Consider the following 16,157-nt stretch of genomic DNA (forward strand, 5'->3'; position numbering starts at 1 on the left):
TGAATTCTTAAAAAGGTGTAACCCATCAACTATGGAGGGTTACACCTTTTTATGTACAAAGAGGTAATGATAAAAGAGATCATTTATAGCAGTGAGTGCAGTCACATAGACATATACAAAAACATGACTATAATGTACATATAGTTTAAATTTAGTCTTTTTGGGGCTGACGGTTCCACACACTTTACTCACAAAGGAGAGGATTCATCTCATGAGCATACATTTGGAATTGGATTCCTTATCCGTTGAAAGGCTAGAAATGGCCCTTTCAGGACGACCGGGAATGTTCAAGCTGTTTTATGACACCGAGGATTGTGGATGCAATGGCGTACTCGTCATTTTGGTTGTCACCGCGCCCAATGCAACTGATAAAGCAGTACAGTCTGAGCCTTATTCTTTTTGGGTAGATCAGCAGCAGGAACAGCAGTTCGATAGCAGAATGCGGCTTGAGGCAGACCCTAGTTACCCGTCGTTCAAGCTAAGTAGTGATGCCGGTATATTTAGTAGCAATGTTAGAATTCAAGATCGGCGCGCGAACTCGTCCGAGGAGTGATGTGCGGAGGTAATAGGAATTCATTAAGCACCAAAAAAGCAATTCTGATTTACACCAAGTTTCCAAAAGACGAACCTTGTTTAGCCTATATGGCAGAGGTTCGTTTTTTTTGTGTTATATTCCGTTCGTTCCTCCAAAAAATGAAGTGTTTAGTGGCCTGCTCTGAAGTGGTACAATAACCTTTATGATAATCGGAGAAGGACGTTGAGAAGATGAAAAACTTGCTCGTTTCGGGCTATCGTGCCCATGAGCTGAATATTTTCAGTCAGAAGCACGAAGGCATTCCATATATTAAAAAGGCGATTGCAGGCAGGCTTATTCCCCTGATTGAAGAAGGGCTGGAATGGGTGATTACCCCAGGCCAATATGGGGTGGACTTGTGGGCCTGTGAGGTCGTTACTGCACTAAAACAGCAATATCCCCACCTCAAATGCTCTATTATGATGGCTTATCAAAATATGGACGAAAAATGGAAGGAGGACAAAAAGGAATATTTTCAGCAGATTTGTGCCGAAGTTGACTATGTAGGAGTAGTCAGCCGCCAGCCTTATCAGGGGATATGGCAACTTAGGGCACGGGATGAACTTCTTTTCCGCAAAACAGACGGTTTATTGCTTGTTTACGATGAGGATGCCGGAGAGGGCAGCCCACGTTTTATGAAGGAACTTGCATTGAAAAAACAACAGGCAGAGGGCTATCAGTATATTAGCATCAGCTCGGAGGATATCCAGAGCATTGCGGATGAAGAACGATTATTCATGGACCTCTGATTTTTAAAGCATTAGCCCGGATTTTTGAACAAAAAGGACGTATTCGTCCCTTTACATCGATGTAAGCGCTGTCATAGAATTTAAACAACAATAACTTATCAGTCACATAAAATAAATTTATTGAAAATACAAACTATGAAAGGAGCTAATGATTCAGATGAACAAAAGGTTTCGGTATACTGCGTTGCTCTGTCTCGGTGTCATGTTGTGTGGAGTGGTTACCCCGATGGATAGCCAGGTCTCTGCTGCCTCTACGAGACAAATGGAAAAGCTGAACCGGGGAGCCGTCGCTGTTAAGGTGCCTGAGGGTGTACTGGTGAGCTGGCGCTTGCTGGGCACGGAAGCGGATTCGGTCGGCTTTAATTTGTACAGAGGGACAAGCAAGGTGAATGATGCGCCGATACCATCGAGAACCAACTTTTTGGACAAGGCAGGTTCGACCTCATCTTCGTATACCGTTCGTGCCGTGGTCAATGGAGCAGAGCAGGCCGCTTCTCCTGCGGTGAAGGTATGGAACAACAACTATCTGGATGTTCCGATCCAGCAGCCCGCGGGAGGCACAACTCCGGATAATGTGAGCTACACGTACCATGCCAATGATGCCAGCGTAGGGGATCTCGATGGGGATGGCGAGTATGAGATTGTGTTAAAATGGGACCCTTCCAATGCCAAGGATAATTCGCAATCCGGTTATACGGGAAATGTATTTTTGGATGGCTACGAACTGGATGGAACGCGCAAATGGCGGATCGACCTGGGACGGAACATACGGGCTGGAGCCCACTATACGCAATTTCTCGTCTATGATTTTGACGGAGACGGCAAAGCAGAGATCGTATGTAAAACAGCAGACGGCACGGTAGATGGTACAGGTGTAAAGATTGGGGACGCTTCGGCTGATCATCGAAACACGAGTGGATATATTTTGAACGGACCCGAGTTTCTGACCGTGTTCTCAGGAAATACAGGCAAGGCTCTTAGTACCATTGACTATGTGCCACCACGCGGAACGGTATCGAGCTGGGGAGATAATTATGGTAACCGTGTAGATCGTTTTCTCGCCGGGGTTGCTTATCTGGATGGCGTGAGACCCAGCATAGTGATGGCACGTGGGTATTACACTCGCACCGTTCTGGTCGCATATGATTGGCGGAATGGTAACCTGAGCCGACGCTGGACCTTTGACAGCAACAGCTCCACCAATGCTGGAACTGCTGGACAGGGGAACCACAGTTTGAGCGTGGCAGATGTGGATGGAGATGATAAGGATGAGATCGTGTATGGCTCGCTGGTTGTAGACGATAATGGAGCGAAGCTGGCTAACACGGGGATGGGACATGGAGATGCACTTCATGTTGGCGATCTGGACCCCGACCGTTCGGGCTATGAAGTGTTCAAGGTGAACGAGGACAAAAATGCTACCTACGGAGCTGCCATGTACGATCCGCGTAATGGAAATATTTTATGGGGCGTAAATACAGGCAAGGATACTGGAAGAGGCATGTCAGCAGACATTGACCCGCGGACCAAAGGGAACGAGCAGTGGGCACCGGGTATTGGATTGCGTTCAGCCAAGGGACAGCTCATCACCAACACGCTACCGTCTTCCATTAATTTTGGCATCTGGTGGGATGGGGATCTCCTGCGTGAACTGCTGGATCATACCTCATCAAGCGCTGGAAAGATAGACAAGTGGAACTATACGAACTCGACTACTTCCAACTTGCTTACGGCAACAGGAACGAGTTCCAATAACGGAACCAAAGGAACGCCGTCCTTGCAGGCCGATCTGTTCGGTGACTGGCGTGAGGAAGTCATTTGGCGTAAAAGTGATAATTCAGCGCTGCGTATCTACACAACACCATACGAGTCAGAACATCGATTTTACACGCTTATGCATGATCCAGTGTATCGCTTGAGTGTTGCCTGGCAGAACGTAGCTTATAATCAGCCGCCGCACACCGGGTTTTATCTGGGAGAAGGGATGCCCAAGCTCCAGCAGCCGAATATGTATACTCCTTGATATGTCGTTCGGCAGTGGTTGAAAGCAGGTAGAATGAACAAAAACAGAGAGGGCTCCAAGCGAATTGGAGCTCTTTTTGTCATGAGAGCCCAAAAGCTAACGTATGATTTTCATAAAAATGGGAACATTAGTTCTTATTGATGGAATACATGTATGAAAAAGGAGGCGGAATCTGTGGGTTCTTTAACGACTGAAGGCATGATTGAGCTCGTAACTAATGTCGGATTCCCTGCTGCATTAAGTCTGATTCTATTAAAATACATCCTCGTCACTTTGAATCGCAGATTGGAGGAGCTAGACCGATCTGTTAAGCAACTGTCGCTATCCTTGGAAGAGATGGAGGCAAAGCAGTTGAAACAGTCAGAACAACCGTCCCCGGCAAATACGGACAAACTTCGTGTAGAATGAACAAAAAAAGGCAAATAGAAACAATTTAGCAACCCAATCGAGAAGCGAAATTCTTATAATAGAAATGTCTGCAGTTTATGCAGACATATGATTATGGAGGTGTATATAAGTATGAAATTAAATACGAAGCTATCCGCACTGTGCATTGCGGCCACACTTATGAGCGTGGCACAGGCCGCTGCTGCCGCGCCCGCTGTGACGGCTCCAGCGGAAGCGACGCAGCCGAGCGTTGCCAATCCGGCCGCATCCGCCCCGGCTCAGGTGCCAGCACCAGCAGCGTCTGCACCGGCTACGACTCCAGCCCCGGCGCAAGCGCCGTCGGCTCCAGCAAGCTCGCCCCCGGCTGCAGCCGGAGGTTCTGCCAAAGCCGCTACACCAGTAGCTCCGTCTGCACCAGCACAGCGTCCATCTACATCGGTAGCACCCGCGGCTGCTCCGATCGTACCTTCGACTGTGAAGCCGTCTAAGCCGCAACAGCCGTCCACTGTGGCGCCAGCAGCAGCGGCTACCAACGTGAAACCGACGCAACTGGACAAGCTGAACCACGAGAGTGCGGTTCCGCTTGTGCTGGAGGCGCAGTCTCGTTATCAATATGCAATCAGTGGTGGCAGCCCGGTGGGTAAGTCGTTCCAGTTGAACGGTAAAAGCTACCGCTATCTGTCCGAGGACATCGGCACGAAGACCAAATTGATCAGCTATCTGACGCAGGCCTACACAAAGCAGGCGAGTGAGCAATTTGTCGGTAAATTTTTCGTCGAAGTTAATGGCAGATTAGCTCAGTTGAACGCAGATGGTGGCAATTTGTTAGAGTTCAACCGGGCTACGGCGAAAATGGTAACCATGACTCCGGTGAAGCGCAGCTACCTGCTGACCGTGCCTTATCCGGCAGAAACCAAGCAAGCGAATGAGAAAATCACCGTGAATTTTGAAAAGGTCGGCAGCTACTGGAAAATCAGCTCTGCGCCGCATGTCATTTTCTAAATTAAGATTTTGCAACAGGCTTCATATGGGGTAAAGTGATGTTAAGGCTTGTTTCGTAAGCCTCAATTCAATGCAGGGGAGTGCTGTGCAATGATGACACCCATCAAGGTAAAAGACGTTAAGGATATTGAAAAAATCAATCAAATCGTATCCAATTATACGTATGACATCTGGATTCATGGCAAAAGCGGCATGGCAGATGCCAAATCCATTTTAGGCATGTACGTGCTGAAGCTGGATGAGCCGCTAACTCTGGTTGTACCTGACAATGTTAATCCCAAGAAGCTGTTCAAGGAGTTGGAGGAGTTTATCCATTTTCCTGCTCAAGAAGGATAAAAGGCAAGAAACTTGTAAACACTGGATGATCTATTACTAAAATAACGCAAAGAAGCCGTGGAACCTAAGTCCCACGGCTTCTTTTTTTAGTGTTCTTTCTCGTCCAAAAACGGGAGATTCACCGAATAGTACATAACCCCCATAAGCAGCACGCCGCCAACCAGATTTCCGAGCGTAACCGGAACGAGATTATGGATCACGCCAGCGACAGAAACTGTACCCGGATGGTCCAGCACGAGCGCAATGGCGAAAGTACACATATTAGCCACACTATGCTCATATCCCGAAATGAAAAAGCAGAACACAAACAGCATCATGGCAAACATCTTTGCACCATTTTCCTTCATAAACATGGGAACAAAAAAGGCAAGACAGACCAGCCAATTACACAAAATAGCTCGGAAGAATAGCTGCATTGCAGGCGCTTCCATTTTATGCTCAACCACGCTCAGTAGAAAGCTGTTCACGCTGGAGGAGTCAAACAGACCGGTCAAGTAAATAAGGAGTGCAAATACCCCCGCACCCAGCAAATTACCGCCATAGCTGGCAGCCCATAATCGAAGCACCTGTCCCCAGCGTAGCTTTTTACGGAGCGCAGCATAAGTGTAATAGAAGGTGTTACCTGTAAACAAATCCCCGCCGCCGTAAGCGATCAGAATGATAGCCGCTCCGAATGTGAGCGCCGCCATGGGATAAGTGAATGGAGAATGCTCCATGTAAAAAAAGTTGCCCGTCTTGAAGGCTACAATAACGCCGAACCCGATGAACATACTCGCCAGCATGGAACGTGCCAAATACCGGAGTAGGCTCTGCTTGTAAATTTTGTACTTCTTCATGGCTAGCTGTTCGACATTGCGTAAGCCTTCCGTCTCCATATTTAAGGACAACCTCCTATTTTCTCATATGTAAGTCTTTAAACAGACTTTATTTTTCCCGAAACATGTCCAGTCTATCAGCAATTCTGTTAGCTTAACAAACCAAGCTTTTGCAGTCCGTACAAAATACCGTCTTCATCTGCGCGTTTTGTGACCATTTTAGCTGCGGCTTTGGCTTCATCACAGCCGTTGCCCATCGCGACGCTGTTATGTATAGCTGTCAGCATCTCCACATCATTTAAGCCATCGCCAAAGGCGTATTGATTTTCAGCGGCAATGCCCAGTCTGGACGTAATTTCGCGAATACCCTTCGCTTTGGAGCCAGCATGAGGAACAACGTCCACAGAACTCGGATGCCAGCGCACAAAGTCAAACGCCTTGAATACCGTTTCATAGAAAGGCTCTTCTTCTGCTGTACACATCAACAGCGTCTGATAAATATCTCTTCCTTGGAAATAGAGCGGATCGTATCCAACTGAAATCTTGGCCTTAAGCGTTTGGACCGATTTCTCTACAAGCTCATCGTTAGGAATATTGGCCTTCATGTCCATATGATCCATATATACAAGGGCATGATTATGTGTGAGGGCCAGATCGGTCATCGTTTGCAAGGCTTCTCTGTTCAACGGATTGGTAGCGACCACTTCCCCGCGGAGCACGACATATTGCCCATTAAAGCTGACGTAGGAGTCAATTTCCAACTGCTCGCGGATATCTTTGAACATAAAAGGTGCACGGCCTGTTGCAATGGCCACCTCATGTCCCAGCTCTTTCAAAGCAAAGACGGCCTTTTCTGCCGTTAACGGCATTTTCTTGTCATCGTCCAGCAATGTACCGTCGATATCGAAAAAGATAATTTTTTTGTCTGACATGTCCTTACACCTGACTTTCAATAATGTATTTGTCGAAATGAACTCATATGGATTCATTATATCAAAGGAACTGCTTCTGAATACACAAATACGTATAAATCCTCATGAATGTCCGACCTCTATAGCTTACAATATGAAATAAGGCTTACTGTAAAATATAATTTCTATCTCCTATTTTCATAGATGGGATGTGATCACCATGACAAAAATCCAAGTCACACCGGAGCAGCTGGACAGCGTGGCCTCCCAATTTGCCAATGCCCACGGCACACTGTATAACCAGTTAAATGGCCTGGATAGCACAATGAACCACCTTCACAGCCAGTGGGATGGTATGGAGAGGAATTGTTTTTATAATGACTATCGAACGGCTAAATATACACTATCTTCTATATTAAATAAGGTTCAATCCATTGAAATTGAGCTGAAAAGCATCGCTTCGAAATTTAGAAATGCGGATGGTGAAAGCACACGTGGCTTCTGGACAGCCCTAGCAGCGGCAATGAGCGCTAGCGCAGCGCTGGCAGGCAGTGGAGAGGCTGGAGATCATGGTGGTGAAATTGCGAAGCACCCCAAAAACATAGACGAATGGGAGCAGGCAGACGCGGTTAAATATCATCAATATGAGGAACTACTGAAAAACGCCGAGGCCATCGGCGACAAGCAGGTTATGCAGAAAATTCACGACCAGATGAATGTCCTGCAGCTGCAATATGAGGACTCCGTTACCCGTACAGATTACAATACAGGAGAGACCTCCAAGATCACATCCGATTCCCTTGTCGCCGTCACTGAACTGACAGGTAAAGACGGAAGCAAAACGGATATATCTATAGATAAAAAAGGGAATGTTGTGAGTTATGAGCAAAATACGGATAAATACGATTACTGGGTCCAAAAGCATACCCAATCAGCCGGAGAGCATGCTCTAGGTAAAACGGCCCAGACCGTCACCGGATATGGAATAGGTCTTATTTTGTCGCGCGGGGCTGGTGTTAGTGGGGGAAGTTCGGGCATCGGTACTGGCGCAGCCTCCGGCTGGGGGGAACACGTCGTCGGCATTGGTGGCGGCATGCTCAGTGACAAAGTACTTTTCTCTGTACCCGATGAGGGCGAAACCCGTACCATGATCTACCGAACGAATAAAGAAACTGGACATATTGAGAACATGATCATCGTCACCAAAGGTGAGAATGAAATGGAGTATCGCTATTGGGAAGATTATAACTAGATCTTGAGCAGTGAACGATAATAACGTGTTTAGGAGTACCCATAAAATCTACAGTCTTTTTTTCTAGAACAGGTGAGCGGCAGGTGGAAACTGTAAACTCACTAGCTGGAGAGGTCTGTGGATTTTTTTTGTTTACCATTTTTTTCTGAATTCCGATATATTAAATAGATAGAATACATATCCAAGGTAATTTAATTGAATATTCGAAAAAGATTAAAGTACTAGTTTTAGAGGGAGAAATAGTAAATGAAAAAACCATCCATTAGTAGTCGTGTTGTTTTGAGAGGGTAGGGAGAGGAGTTACGATATGCAACAATCAGAGACATTACTGTACACGTACAGGCTAACATTGAAAGATATCATGTTATTTAATTTTTGTTTGAAGTATCAGAAGTCTACTGGGCTTAAGTTGATGGCATCAATCCAGTTTCTGTTGGTCATTATGGCTACATACAAGCTTATAGTAGATAATGAAGTAGATCCTAATACGATAGCGATGTTCTTCTTTCCATTCTTAGTTTTTGTAATTATTCCTTTCTTTACTATTAAAGAAGTGAAAGCTAACTACCTAAATCACCCACAATGGCCTATTGAAAAAGATTATGAGTTTTCAAAGGAGGGTCTTCATTTTACGTACTCTGCGGGTTACAACTGGGATGAAGTAAAGGGGGTCATTAATACGCTGACTGCCTTTTATATATTGCTGCCTAATCATAAATTTATATTGGTCCCCAAGCGGATTTTTTCTAGTAGGCTGGAGCGCCGACAATTCAAAGAACTGTTGATAACCCAGATCGGATCAGAGAGATGGGATTATAAATTTATAGACAAAATGAGCAAATTAAATAGAAAATAATTATATTTATGGTAAATAAAATTAAAGGCTAATACATTTGTTAAAAGGAGGAACTCATATGTATCTTCTATTTTGTAGTGATCCTCTAAATTCTAAAATTGTAGATATGGATTACCGTGAAGAGTGCGAGGTTGCACAGAGTCTTGGTTTTGATATAGGGTTGGTCAATTTTGATAATCTGATCGAGGATGAACGGGAAGGATCAGAGTCTAACCCATATATTGTTTCTAAGAATATGCGAGAGTATGTTGCTAAACAGGGAAGCGAGTACGTGAACGCGCTATACCGTGGATGGATGTTAAGGCCCAAAGTATATGGTGCTTGGACTGCAGCCTTGGAGGCCGATCGAATCAGGATGCTGACAAGTGCTAAGAGTTATAGGAACTGTCACTATTTTCCCGATTCATACTCGTTAATTCAAAATTTTACGCCTCGGAGTGTATGGCTGGAGCGGGACCAATTGGATGCGGAGCATATTCTAGAGGCGGTCATACCTTTTGGAACGACAGCAATAATGGTCAAGGACTTCGTTAAATCACGGAAACATGATTGGCTGGACGCCTGTTATATCCCGGATGCGTCAGATCAGGTGCATGTGGAACGGGTGATTCGTCGTTTTGTTGAACTTCAGGGGACAGAATTGAATGGAGGAGTTGTGTTAAGGGAGTTCGTACCTTTAGAATTTCTTACCCTTCACCCCAAAAGTGGCATGCCCTTGTCTAAAGAATATCGTCTATTCTTCATGTTCGGAGAGCCTGTTTTTACAGTTAATTACTGGGATGAGGCTGCATATGAGACCGTTCCTACAGATCTGGATGAATTTATTCAGATTGCACGTCAAATCCAAAGTCCATTTTTCACAATGGATATTGCTCGTACACAAGCAGGACAATGGATTATTATAGAATTGGGAGATGGGCAAGTTTCGGGACTGCCTGAGAACACGGATCTTGAAGCGTTCTATACAAATTTAAAAAAAGTGGTGGTGAACCGTGGATTATGGTAAAAGGCACAGTGCTTCTGTTGAATTGGAAGGCTGTGCCTTTCTATCAATTTTGACATTTCACAGACTTGCAATTGGGGTAGCAAATGATGGATGATAGAAGAGGGCCTTTTATGTAGAAAATAGGGCTAAAGATAGAGAGGATACTAATAATAAATAGATCGGATTTACCGTATTTTTGTATATTATTGTAGAAAAAGATCGTAATTCAGGTTATAGTAAAGGAAGAAATTAACTAGGATACCTTTACCCAAATACGTAATTGTGGAGGGAAACATGAGTACATTTAAAAATTGGTTGAATACAACTAAAAAAGGACTTGGAGACCAAGTTAAGAAGTTTAAGAATAAAGATTTTATGGAAGCTGTTGTTGCAGGCTGTGCATTAGTAGCATTTGCTGACGGTACGATTAGTCCGGAAGAGAAAACAAAAATGGCCGGATACATAAATATCAGTGAAGAATTGAAAGTGTTTGATATGGGTGAGGTCATCAACCGTTTCAATCACTATGTAGCGAACTTTGAGTTTTCACCTGAAATCGGTAAACAGGAAGCACTGAAGGCGATTGGTAAATTGAAAGGTAAGCCAGAAGTAGGCCGACTCGTCGTTGGCGTATGTAGCGCTATTGGCGCAGCTGATGGTGACTTTGATGCCAATGAGCAGCGAATTGTGGCTGAGATTTGCGGCGCGCTTGGTTTGAATCCGTCTGAATTTAGTCTGTAAATTTTACGGAAGGGAGGTGTGTTAATCAGTGGCTGTAATTAATCTGGTCAAGGGCCAGAAAATTGATTTGACCAAGGGAAACACAGGACTGACCAAGGTTATAGCAGGATTGGGATGGGACCCTGTACAGTCCAAAGGATTTTTTGGCTTCAAGAAGCAACCCAATATTGATTGTGACGCTTCTGCCATTTTGCTGGATGCCAACGGAAAACTGACTCAGTCAGATAACGTAGTGTGTTTCCACAATAAAAAAAGTCCATGTGGCTCTGTCGTGCATTCCGGTGATAACCTGACCGGACAAGGTGACGGCGATGATGAACAAATTGAAATTGACCTGGCACGTATTCCTGCCAATGTCGACAAAGTGCTTGTTGTTGTGAATATATATGATTGCGTTAACCGGAAACAGGACTTCGGCATGATCGAGAAAGCGTATATCCGCATTCTGGACGGTGCTAATTCCAAGGAACTGGTGACGTTTAATTTATCTGATAATTATGAAGGGCTGACCGCACTGGTCTGTGGAGAACTCTATCGTCATAACAACGAATGGAAGTTTGCTGCAATCGGTGAAGGAACCCATGCCGTACATATTGATGTGCTGGCTCAGCGTTATATGTAATTTTAGGTTGCTCATACAAAACTTAATGTGAAAAGGGGTTCTTACTCATGGCAATTAACTTATCCAAAGGTCAAAAAATCGATTTGACGAAAACAAATCCAGGTTTGTCCAAAATCACAGTGGGTCTCGGTTGGGACACAAATAAATACGATGGCGGTAAAGATTTTGATCTGGACGTATCCGTATTTTTGGCTAATGCGGAAGGTAAAGTAGAATCCGATAAGAACTTTGTCTTTTTTAATAACCCACAAAATGAGAACGGCTCTGTCGTTCATACAGGGGATAACCGCACAGGTGATGGCGACGGAGATGACGAGCAAATTAAAATTGATCTGGGTAGCGTGCCAGCTAACGTTGAAAAGATCGCTTTTACGATTACAATCTATGAAGCACAAGAACGCAGCCAAAACTTTGGACAAGTGTCCCGTGCTTACGCTCGTATCGTAAACGAAGCAAACAATGAAGAATTGGTCCGCTTTGATCTGGGAGAAGATTTCTCAATCGAAACAGGCGTTGTTGTAGGCGAACTGTATCGTCATAGCGGTGAATGGAAGTTCAATGCCATTGGTAGCGGCTATCAAGATGGTCTTGCAGGATTGACGCGCGATTACGGTTTGGCATAAAAAATCTATACAAAGAAAGCAGGTATGCGGAATGACCATTAGCCTTTCCAAAGGACAACGTATTGATCTGACCAAAACGAATCCTGGCTTGACTCGTGTCGTTGTAGGTCTTGGATGGGATACGAATAAATACAGTGGTGGCGCGGACTTTGACCTGGATGCTTCAGCTTTCCTACTTTATGAAGACGGCAAAGCCAAAGCTGCGGATGATTTTGTATTTTACAACAACCCGACAGGTGGAGCAGGATCGATTACCCATACAGGCGATAACCGTACAGGTGAGGGCGATGGGGATGACGAGCAAATCATCGTTGATTTCTCGAAGATTCCTGCGAACATCCACCGTATCGGGATCACGGTTACCATTTATGATTACGAGGCACGCGCGCAAAACTTTGGTCAAGTGTCCAATGCTTTTGTGCGTGTGGTAGATGCAGCAACGGATCGTGAAGTGCTGCGCTACGATTTGGGAGAAGATTTTTCCACCGAAACGGCCGTCGTATTCTGTGAATTTTACCGTCAGAATGCAGACTGGAAATTCCAGGCTATCGGTAGTGGCTTTGCTGGTGGATTGGGTGCGCTTGCTAAAAACTATGGCTTGGACGCTCAATAATATCCACTTGGGGTGGTGTCCATAGGGCGCTACCCTTTCTTTTTAAGCTATTACATTGAGCATTTTGCATAAATCCCAAGAGCATTTTCAAATCAGCAATATATAGATCGAAACGCTTTAGTTTGTCTATATATTGTTCTTATGTGCGTTGGGAATCGAATGATCCAAAATGCTACATTAGCGTACGCTGACACATGACAAACCGACAGAAAGGTGACACAATCATGGCTGTTATCGTAGTAAAGGGACAGAAGGCGGATTTGACGAAAACAAATCCGGGCCTGACCCATGTCAACGTAGGGATTGGCTGGGAGTCCCCAGCGTCTCTGGAGCTGGATACTTCGGCATTTTTGCTAGGTCCTGGAGGAAAAGTATCGGGTGATGAGGATTTAATTTTTTATAACAATCCGACCACGCCCTTTATCACCTATTCAGACGGACAACAGTCCGGTGACAAAAAGCAATTTGCCCTTGATCTGACGCGAATTCCTGCAAACATCGAGAAGATTGCGTTTACGCTGACGATTTATGATGCGGATCAGAAACGGCAAAATTTTGGACAGGTTCAAGGTGGGTTCATTCGTTTTGCTCATCCGGTTAGCGGAGAGGTTTTGCGGTTTAATTTGGACAGTGGATTTACAGTGGAAACGGCGATTGTCATTGGTGAACTGTATCGTCATAACGGGGAATGGAAATTCAACGCGATTGGCGCAGGTTTTTCCGGTGGATTGGATGCGTTGTGCGTTAATTTTGGGATTGAAGTGGAAAATAATCCGGCTCCTCCCACGCCAGTGCCTACACCTCCGTCTCCAGCGCCTCGACCAGCACCAGCGCCTCGACCAGCACCAACGCCGCCACCAGTACCACCTGCTCCGAAGCCAGAGCCATCTGCAACACCGGTGAATCTGAATCTGCGGAAAATTGAGCTGAAGAAGAAGGGCGACACCATTAATCTGAAAAAGGGCTCAGGCGGATTGGGTGAAATCCTGATCAATCTGAACTGGAATCAGGTGCAGCAAAGCAAGGGATTTTTTAATCGCGGCTCCAAGGGTGTCGATCTGGATCTGGGCTGCTTATATGAGATGAAGAATGGAGATAAAGGCGTTGTACAGGCGCTCGGGGAAGTTTTCGGTTCTCTAAATCGCTTTCCGTACATTGCTCTGGATGGCGACGACCGAACAGGCTCTGTGAAAACAGGGGAAAATCTTCGCATCAACGGTGCTAAAATTTCTGAAATTAAGCGAATTTTGGTGTTTACCTTCATCTATGAAGGAGTCACGAACTGGTCACAAGCGGACGGGGTAGTCACGCTGTACCAGAAGGATGGGCCGGACATTATCGTTCACATGAATGAACATGACAATCGCAAAGGGATGTGTGCAATTGCCATGATCCAAAATGTAAACGATGAAACGTTTAGCATTGAAAGACTCGTGCAGTTCTATGGCGGTCATCGTGAGTTGGATCGGGCCTATAACTGGGGCATGCGCTGGTCGCAGGGTAGCAAATAAATTGAATTATCGGAGGCACTCTTTTCATGTTGAATGATTTGTTTAAAAATATCAGCGAAAACTACGGCCATTTCTTTTCATGGAGTGATGTTGTAGGTACGCTTACTGATCCAGTGAGTTGGGGGATTATAGGAACTCTCATTTTGCTGGAAGGACTTTTATCGGCGGATAACGCCTTGGTTCTCGCAGTTATGGTTAAACACTTACCTAAGGAACAACAGAAGAGAGCCTTATTTTACGGGATTTTGGGTGCGTATATATTCAGGTTCCTGGCTATCGGCTTGGGTACATTCCTGATTAAGTTCACCCTGATTAAGGTACTGGGTGCAGCTTATCTGCTCTATATCGCTTATAAGGGCTTATTCAAGTCCGAAGGTGATGGAGAAGTGAAAAACAAACCTACTTCTTTTTGGAAAACGGTATTAATGGTCGAACTGATGGATATTGCCTTCAGTATTGATAGCGTCATTGCGGCTTTCGGTGTGAGCGAGAAAGTATGGGTTCTGTTCCTGGGTGGTATTCTCGGCGTTCTGATGATGCGTGGTGTTGCTCAAGTGTTCCTCAAGCTCATTGATAAATTTCCGGAACTGGAACAGACAGCCTTTATTATGATCGCCATTATCGGGGGTAAAATGCTGGCTGCTGCTTTTGGCTTTCATATGTCGCAGATTTTATTCTTCGGCATTTTGATTGCTGTCTTTGTAGGCACAATGGTTATCAGCTCGGCGAAAAGAAAGAAAAAGGCCGACAAAGAGGCTTAATGTACAAAGTATAGCGAAATCCCTCCTGAAACTAAGGGGGGATTTCTTTTATACCCGGAGCACAGGGCTTCAGTCAGGCAAGAAAGAGCAAGAGGAGGGGAAGAGCCCTGAAATATTTTAATGATTTAACCTCTGAGGAAGTAGAAGCGATCTTTTATACTCCACCGTTGGAGTTTCATAACCGTTCTCCCAAAAGTATATTGGCTTATGCGATAGGAGCGGCTTTGTACATGCCAGCGACCCGCTCGGAAGTAGCGGAAGAGATCAAAAATGGAAAACATGAAGGGTTAACAACGGTCATTTTGGATTTGGAGGATGCGATAGGGGATCAGCAGGTCGGGCAGGCGGAACAATCGCTGGCGCGGCAGCTGTTTCAACTATTGTCTTATGTACGGACGGGGATGATGAGTGAACAGCAATTACCTTTGTTATTTGTGCGTGTGCGCTCTGTGGAGCAGTTGGAACGACTACTGAACGGTTTGGGTGAATCTTTGTCGCTGCTCACGGGCTTTGTCTTACCCAAGTTCTCTTCTGATAATGGACGAGCGTATTTTGCACTCATTGCAGAATATAACCGGAGTATGCATACAGGGGCAGGAAACGAAAACAACATGCCTGTGCTGTACGGGCTACCGATTCTTGAAAGCTCCAAAATCATTTATCGGGAATCCCGCTGGAAAGAGCTGTTGTCGATTAAAGAAATCTTAGACGAGTACCAGGAATATGTGTTGAATGTACGCATTGGAGCAACCGATTTTTCCAGTCTATATGGCTTGAGACGCAGCCCGGATATTACGATTTATGAAATTGCCGTCATTCGGGATTGCATCGCAGATATTATTAACTTGTTTGGACGCGTGGGCTCAAATTACGTCATTTCCGGTCCTGTATGGGAATATTTCTCTCACCGAGAACGTGTCTTTAAACCTCAATTAAGAGTATCTCCTTTCGAAGATGCACTTGGGAAGCCGGGCCGACACTTGCGGATGGACTTCATCTCAGATGCCGTAGACGGACTGATCCGAGAAGTCATGATGGACAAAGAGAATGGGATTATCGGCAAAACGATTATTCATCCCTCCCATATTAAGCCGGTACAGGCCATGTATGCGGTGACACATGAAGAGTATATGGATGCACTTGAAATTGTTGAGCGTAACGATGGTAGTCTGGGGGTATTCAAAAGTACCTATGCCAACAAAATGAATGAAATTAAGCCGCATTTGAATTGGGCTCATCGAATTATCAATAGATCAAAAGTATACGGGGTGTTACATGAACAACAACATTTTGTCAGTCTCTTACCCAACCACGAAAACACATCTGCTGCCAATCCTGGAGCAGTTCAGCGTTAAAATTACGGAGACTCATAATCCATTCCGTCTTCCTGTGGACA

Annotated in this window: 18 protein-coding genes; 16 read left to right on the forward strand and 2 right to left on the reverse strand. The window is 45.1% G+C overall.

Annotation, left to right across the window (positions count from 1 at the left end):
* Positions 1 to 211 precede the first annotated feature (211 nt).
* The 6 genes from MKY98_RS04980 (at position 212) to MKY98_RS05005 (ending at position 5,071) form a co-directional block, all read left to right on the forward strand.
* Positions 212 to 553, forward strand: coding sequence for an iron-sulfur cluster biosynthesis family protein (locus MKY98_RS04980; protein WP_029517576.1), 342 nt, complete (start codon positions 212 to 214; stop codon positions 551 to 553).
* 212 nt (positions 554 to 765) lie between these two features.
* Positions 766 to 1,323 (forward strand): DUF1273 domain-containing protein, encoded by a 558-nt coding sequence (locus MKY98_RS04985; protein WP_069012927.1) that lies wholly within the window; start codon positions 766 to 768, stop codon positions 1,321 to 1,323.
* A gap of 157 nt (positions 1,324 to 1,480) precedes the next feature.
* Positions 1,481 to 3,346 carry a rhamnogalacturonan lyase gene (locus tag MKY98_RS04990; RefSeq protein WP_370682685.1) on the forward strand — a complete coding sequence of 622 codons (1,866 nt, stop codon included), beginning with the start codon at positions 1,481 to 1,483 and terminating at the stop codon, positions 3,344 to 3,346.
* A 174-nt stretch (positions 3,347 to 3,520) separates the two neighbouring features.
* Positions 3,521 to 3,754, forward strand: a complete 234-nt coding sequence (locus MKY98_RS04995) for a hypothetical protein (protein ID WP_069012928.1) — start codon at positions 3,521 to 3,523, stop codon at positions 3,752 to 3,754.
* 111 nt (positions 3,755 to 3,865) lie between these two features.
* Positions 3,866 to 4,735, forward strand: a complete 870-nt coding sequence (locus MKY98_RS05000) for a DL-endopeptidase inhibitor IseA family protein (RefSeq protein ID WP_069012929.1) — start codon at positions 3,866 to 3,868, stop codon at positions 4,733 to 4,735.
* A gap of 90 nt (positions 4,736 to 4,825) precedes the next feature.
* Positions 4,826 to 5,071, forward strand: coding sequence for an HPr family phosphocarrier protein (locus MKY98_RS05005; RefSeq protein ID WP_023987189.1), 246 nt, complete (start codon positions 4,826 to 4,828; stop codon positions 5,069 to 5,071).
* Between the two features lie 86 nt (positions 5,072 to 5,157).
* Here MKY98_RS05005 and MKY98_RS05010 read toward each other — a convergent pair whose 3' ends face one another.
* Positions 5,158 to 5,946: a formate/nitrite transporter family protein gene (locus MKY98_RS05010; protein ID WP_029517571.1), complete on the reverse strand. Its 789-nt coding sequence runs from the start codon at positions 5,944 to 5,946 to the stop codon at positions 5,158 to 5,160.
* Positions 5,947 to 6,035: 89 nt separating this feature from the next.
* On the reverse strand, positions 6,036 to 6,818 hold the full coding sequence (locus MKY98_RS05015; RefSeq protein ID WP_029517570.1) for a Cof-type HAD-IIB family hydrolase: 783 nt from the start codon (positions 6,816 to 6,818) through the stop codon (positions 6,036 to 6,038).
* Between the two features lie 199 nt (positions 6,819 to 7,017).
* Between MKY98_RS05015 and MKY98_RS05020 the strand changes: the two genes are divergently transcribed.
* The 10 genes from MKY98_RS05020 to MKY98_RS05065 all read left to right on the forward strand — a co-directional run bounded on the left by MKY98_RS05020 (position 7,018) and on the right by MKY98_RS05065 (position 16,116).
* A complete protein-coding gene (locus tag MKY98_RS05020) occupies positions 7,018 to 8,049 on the forward strand; it encodes a WXG100 family type VII secretion target (protein WP_069012930.1) in 1,032 nt (343 codons plus the stop codon).
* A gap of 307 nt (positions 8,050 to 8,356) precedes the next feature.
* The gene (locus MKY98_RS05025; protein ID WP_069012931.1) at positions 8,357 to 8,905 is read left to right on the forward strand and encodes a YcxB family protein; all 549 of its coding nucleotides are present in this window, start codon (positions 8,357 to 8,359) and stop codon (positions 8,903 to 8,905) included.
* A 58-nt stretch (positions 8,906 to 8,963) separates the two neighbouring features.
* Positions 8,964 to 9,911, forward strand: a complete 948-nt coding sequence (locus MKY98_RS05030; protein WP_069012932.1) for an ATP-grasp domain-containing protein — start codon at positions 8,964 to 8,966, stop codon at positions 9,909 to 9,911.
* A gap of 273 nt (positions 9,912 to 10,184) precedes the next feature.
* Positions 10,185 to 10,631 carry a tellurite resistance TerB family protein gene (locus MKY98_RS05035; RefSeq protein WP_013369616.1) on the forward strand — a complete coding sequence of 149 codons (447 nt, stop codon included), beginning with the start codon at positions 10,185 to 10,187 and terminating at the stop codon, positions 10,629 to 10,631.
* A 28-nt stretch (positions 10,632 to 10,659) separates the two neighbouring features.
* Positions 10,660 to 11,253, forward strand: coding sequence for a TerD family protein (locus MKY98_RS05040; RefSeq protein WP_069012933.1), 594 nt, complete (start codon positions 10,660 to 10,662; stop codon positions 11,251 to 11,253).
* Positions 11,254 to 11,300: 47 nt separating this feature from the next.
* The gene (locus tag MKY98_RS05045; RefSeq protein WP_013308970.1) at positions 11,301 to 11,876 is read left to right on the forward strand and encodes a TerD family protein; all 576 of its coding nucleotides are present in this window, start codon (positions 11,301 to 11,303) and stop codon (positions 11,874 to 11,876) included.
* Positions 11,877 to 11,907: 31 nt separating this feature from the next.
* The gene (locus MKY98_RS05050; protein ID WP_069012934.1) at positions 11,908 to 12,489 is read left to right on the forward strand and encodes a TerD family protein; all 582 of its coding nucleotides are present in this window, start codon (positions 11,908 to 11,910) and stop codon (positions 12,487 to 12,489) included.
* Positions 12,490 to 12,713: 224 nt separating this feature from the next.
* The gene (locus MKY98_RS05055; RefSeq protein WP_208332449.1) at positions 12,714 to 14,000 is read left to right on the forward strand and encodes a TerD family protein; all 1,287 of its coding nucleotides are present in this window, start codon (positions 12,714 to 12,716) and stop codon (positions 13,998 to 14,000) included.
* Positions 14,001 to 14,026: 26 nt separating this feature from the next.
* Complete coding sequence (locus MKY98_RS05060; protein WP_029517565.1) at positions 14,027 to 14,761, forward strand: TerC family protein; 735 nt, start codon at positions 14,027 to 14,029, stop codon at positions 14,759 to 14,761.
* 167 nt (positions 14,762 to 14,928) lie between these two features.
* Complete coding sequence (locus tag MKY98_RS05065; protein WP_069012936.1) at positions 14,929 to 16,116, forward strand: HpcH/HpaI aldolase/citrate lyase family protein; 1,188 nt, start codon at positions 14,929 to 14,931, stop codon at positions 16,114 to 16,116.
* Positions 16,117 to 16,157 lie beyond the last annotated feature (41 nt).

The sequence above is a fragment of the Paenibacillus sp. FSL M8-0228 genome (genome assembly GCF_038007385.1).
GTDB lineage: Bacteria > Bacillota > Bacilli > Paenibacillales > Paenibacillaceae > Paenibacillus > Paenibacillus polymyxa_D.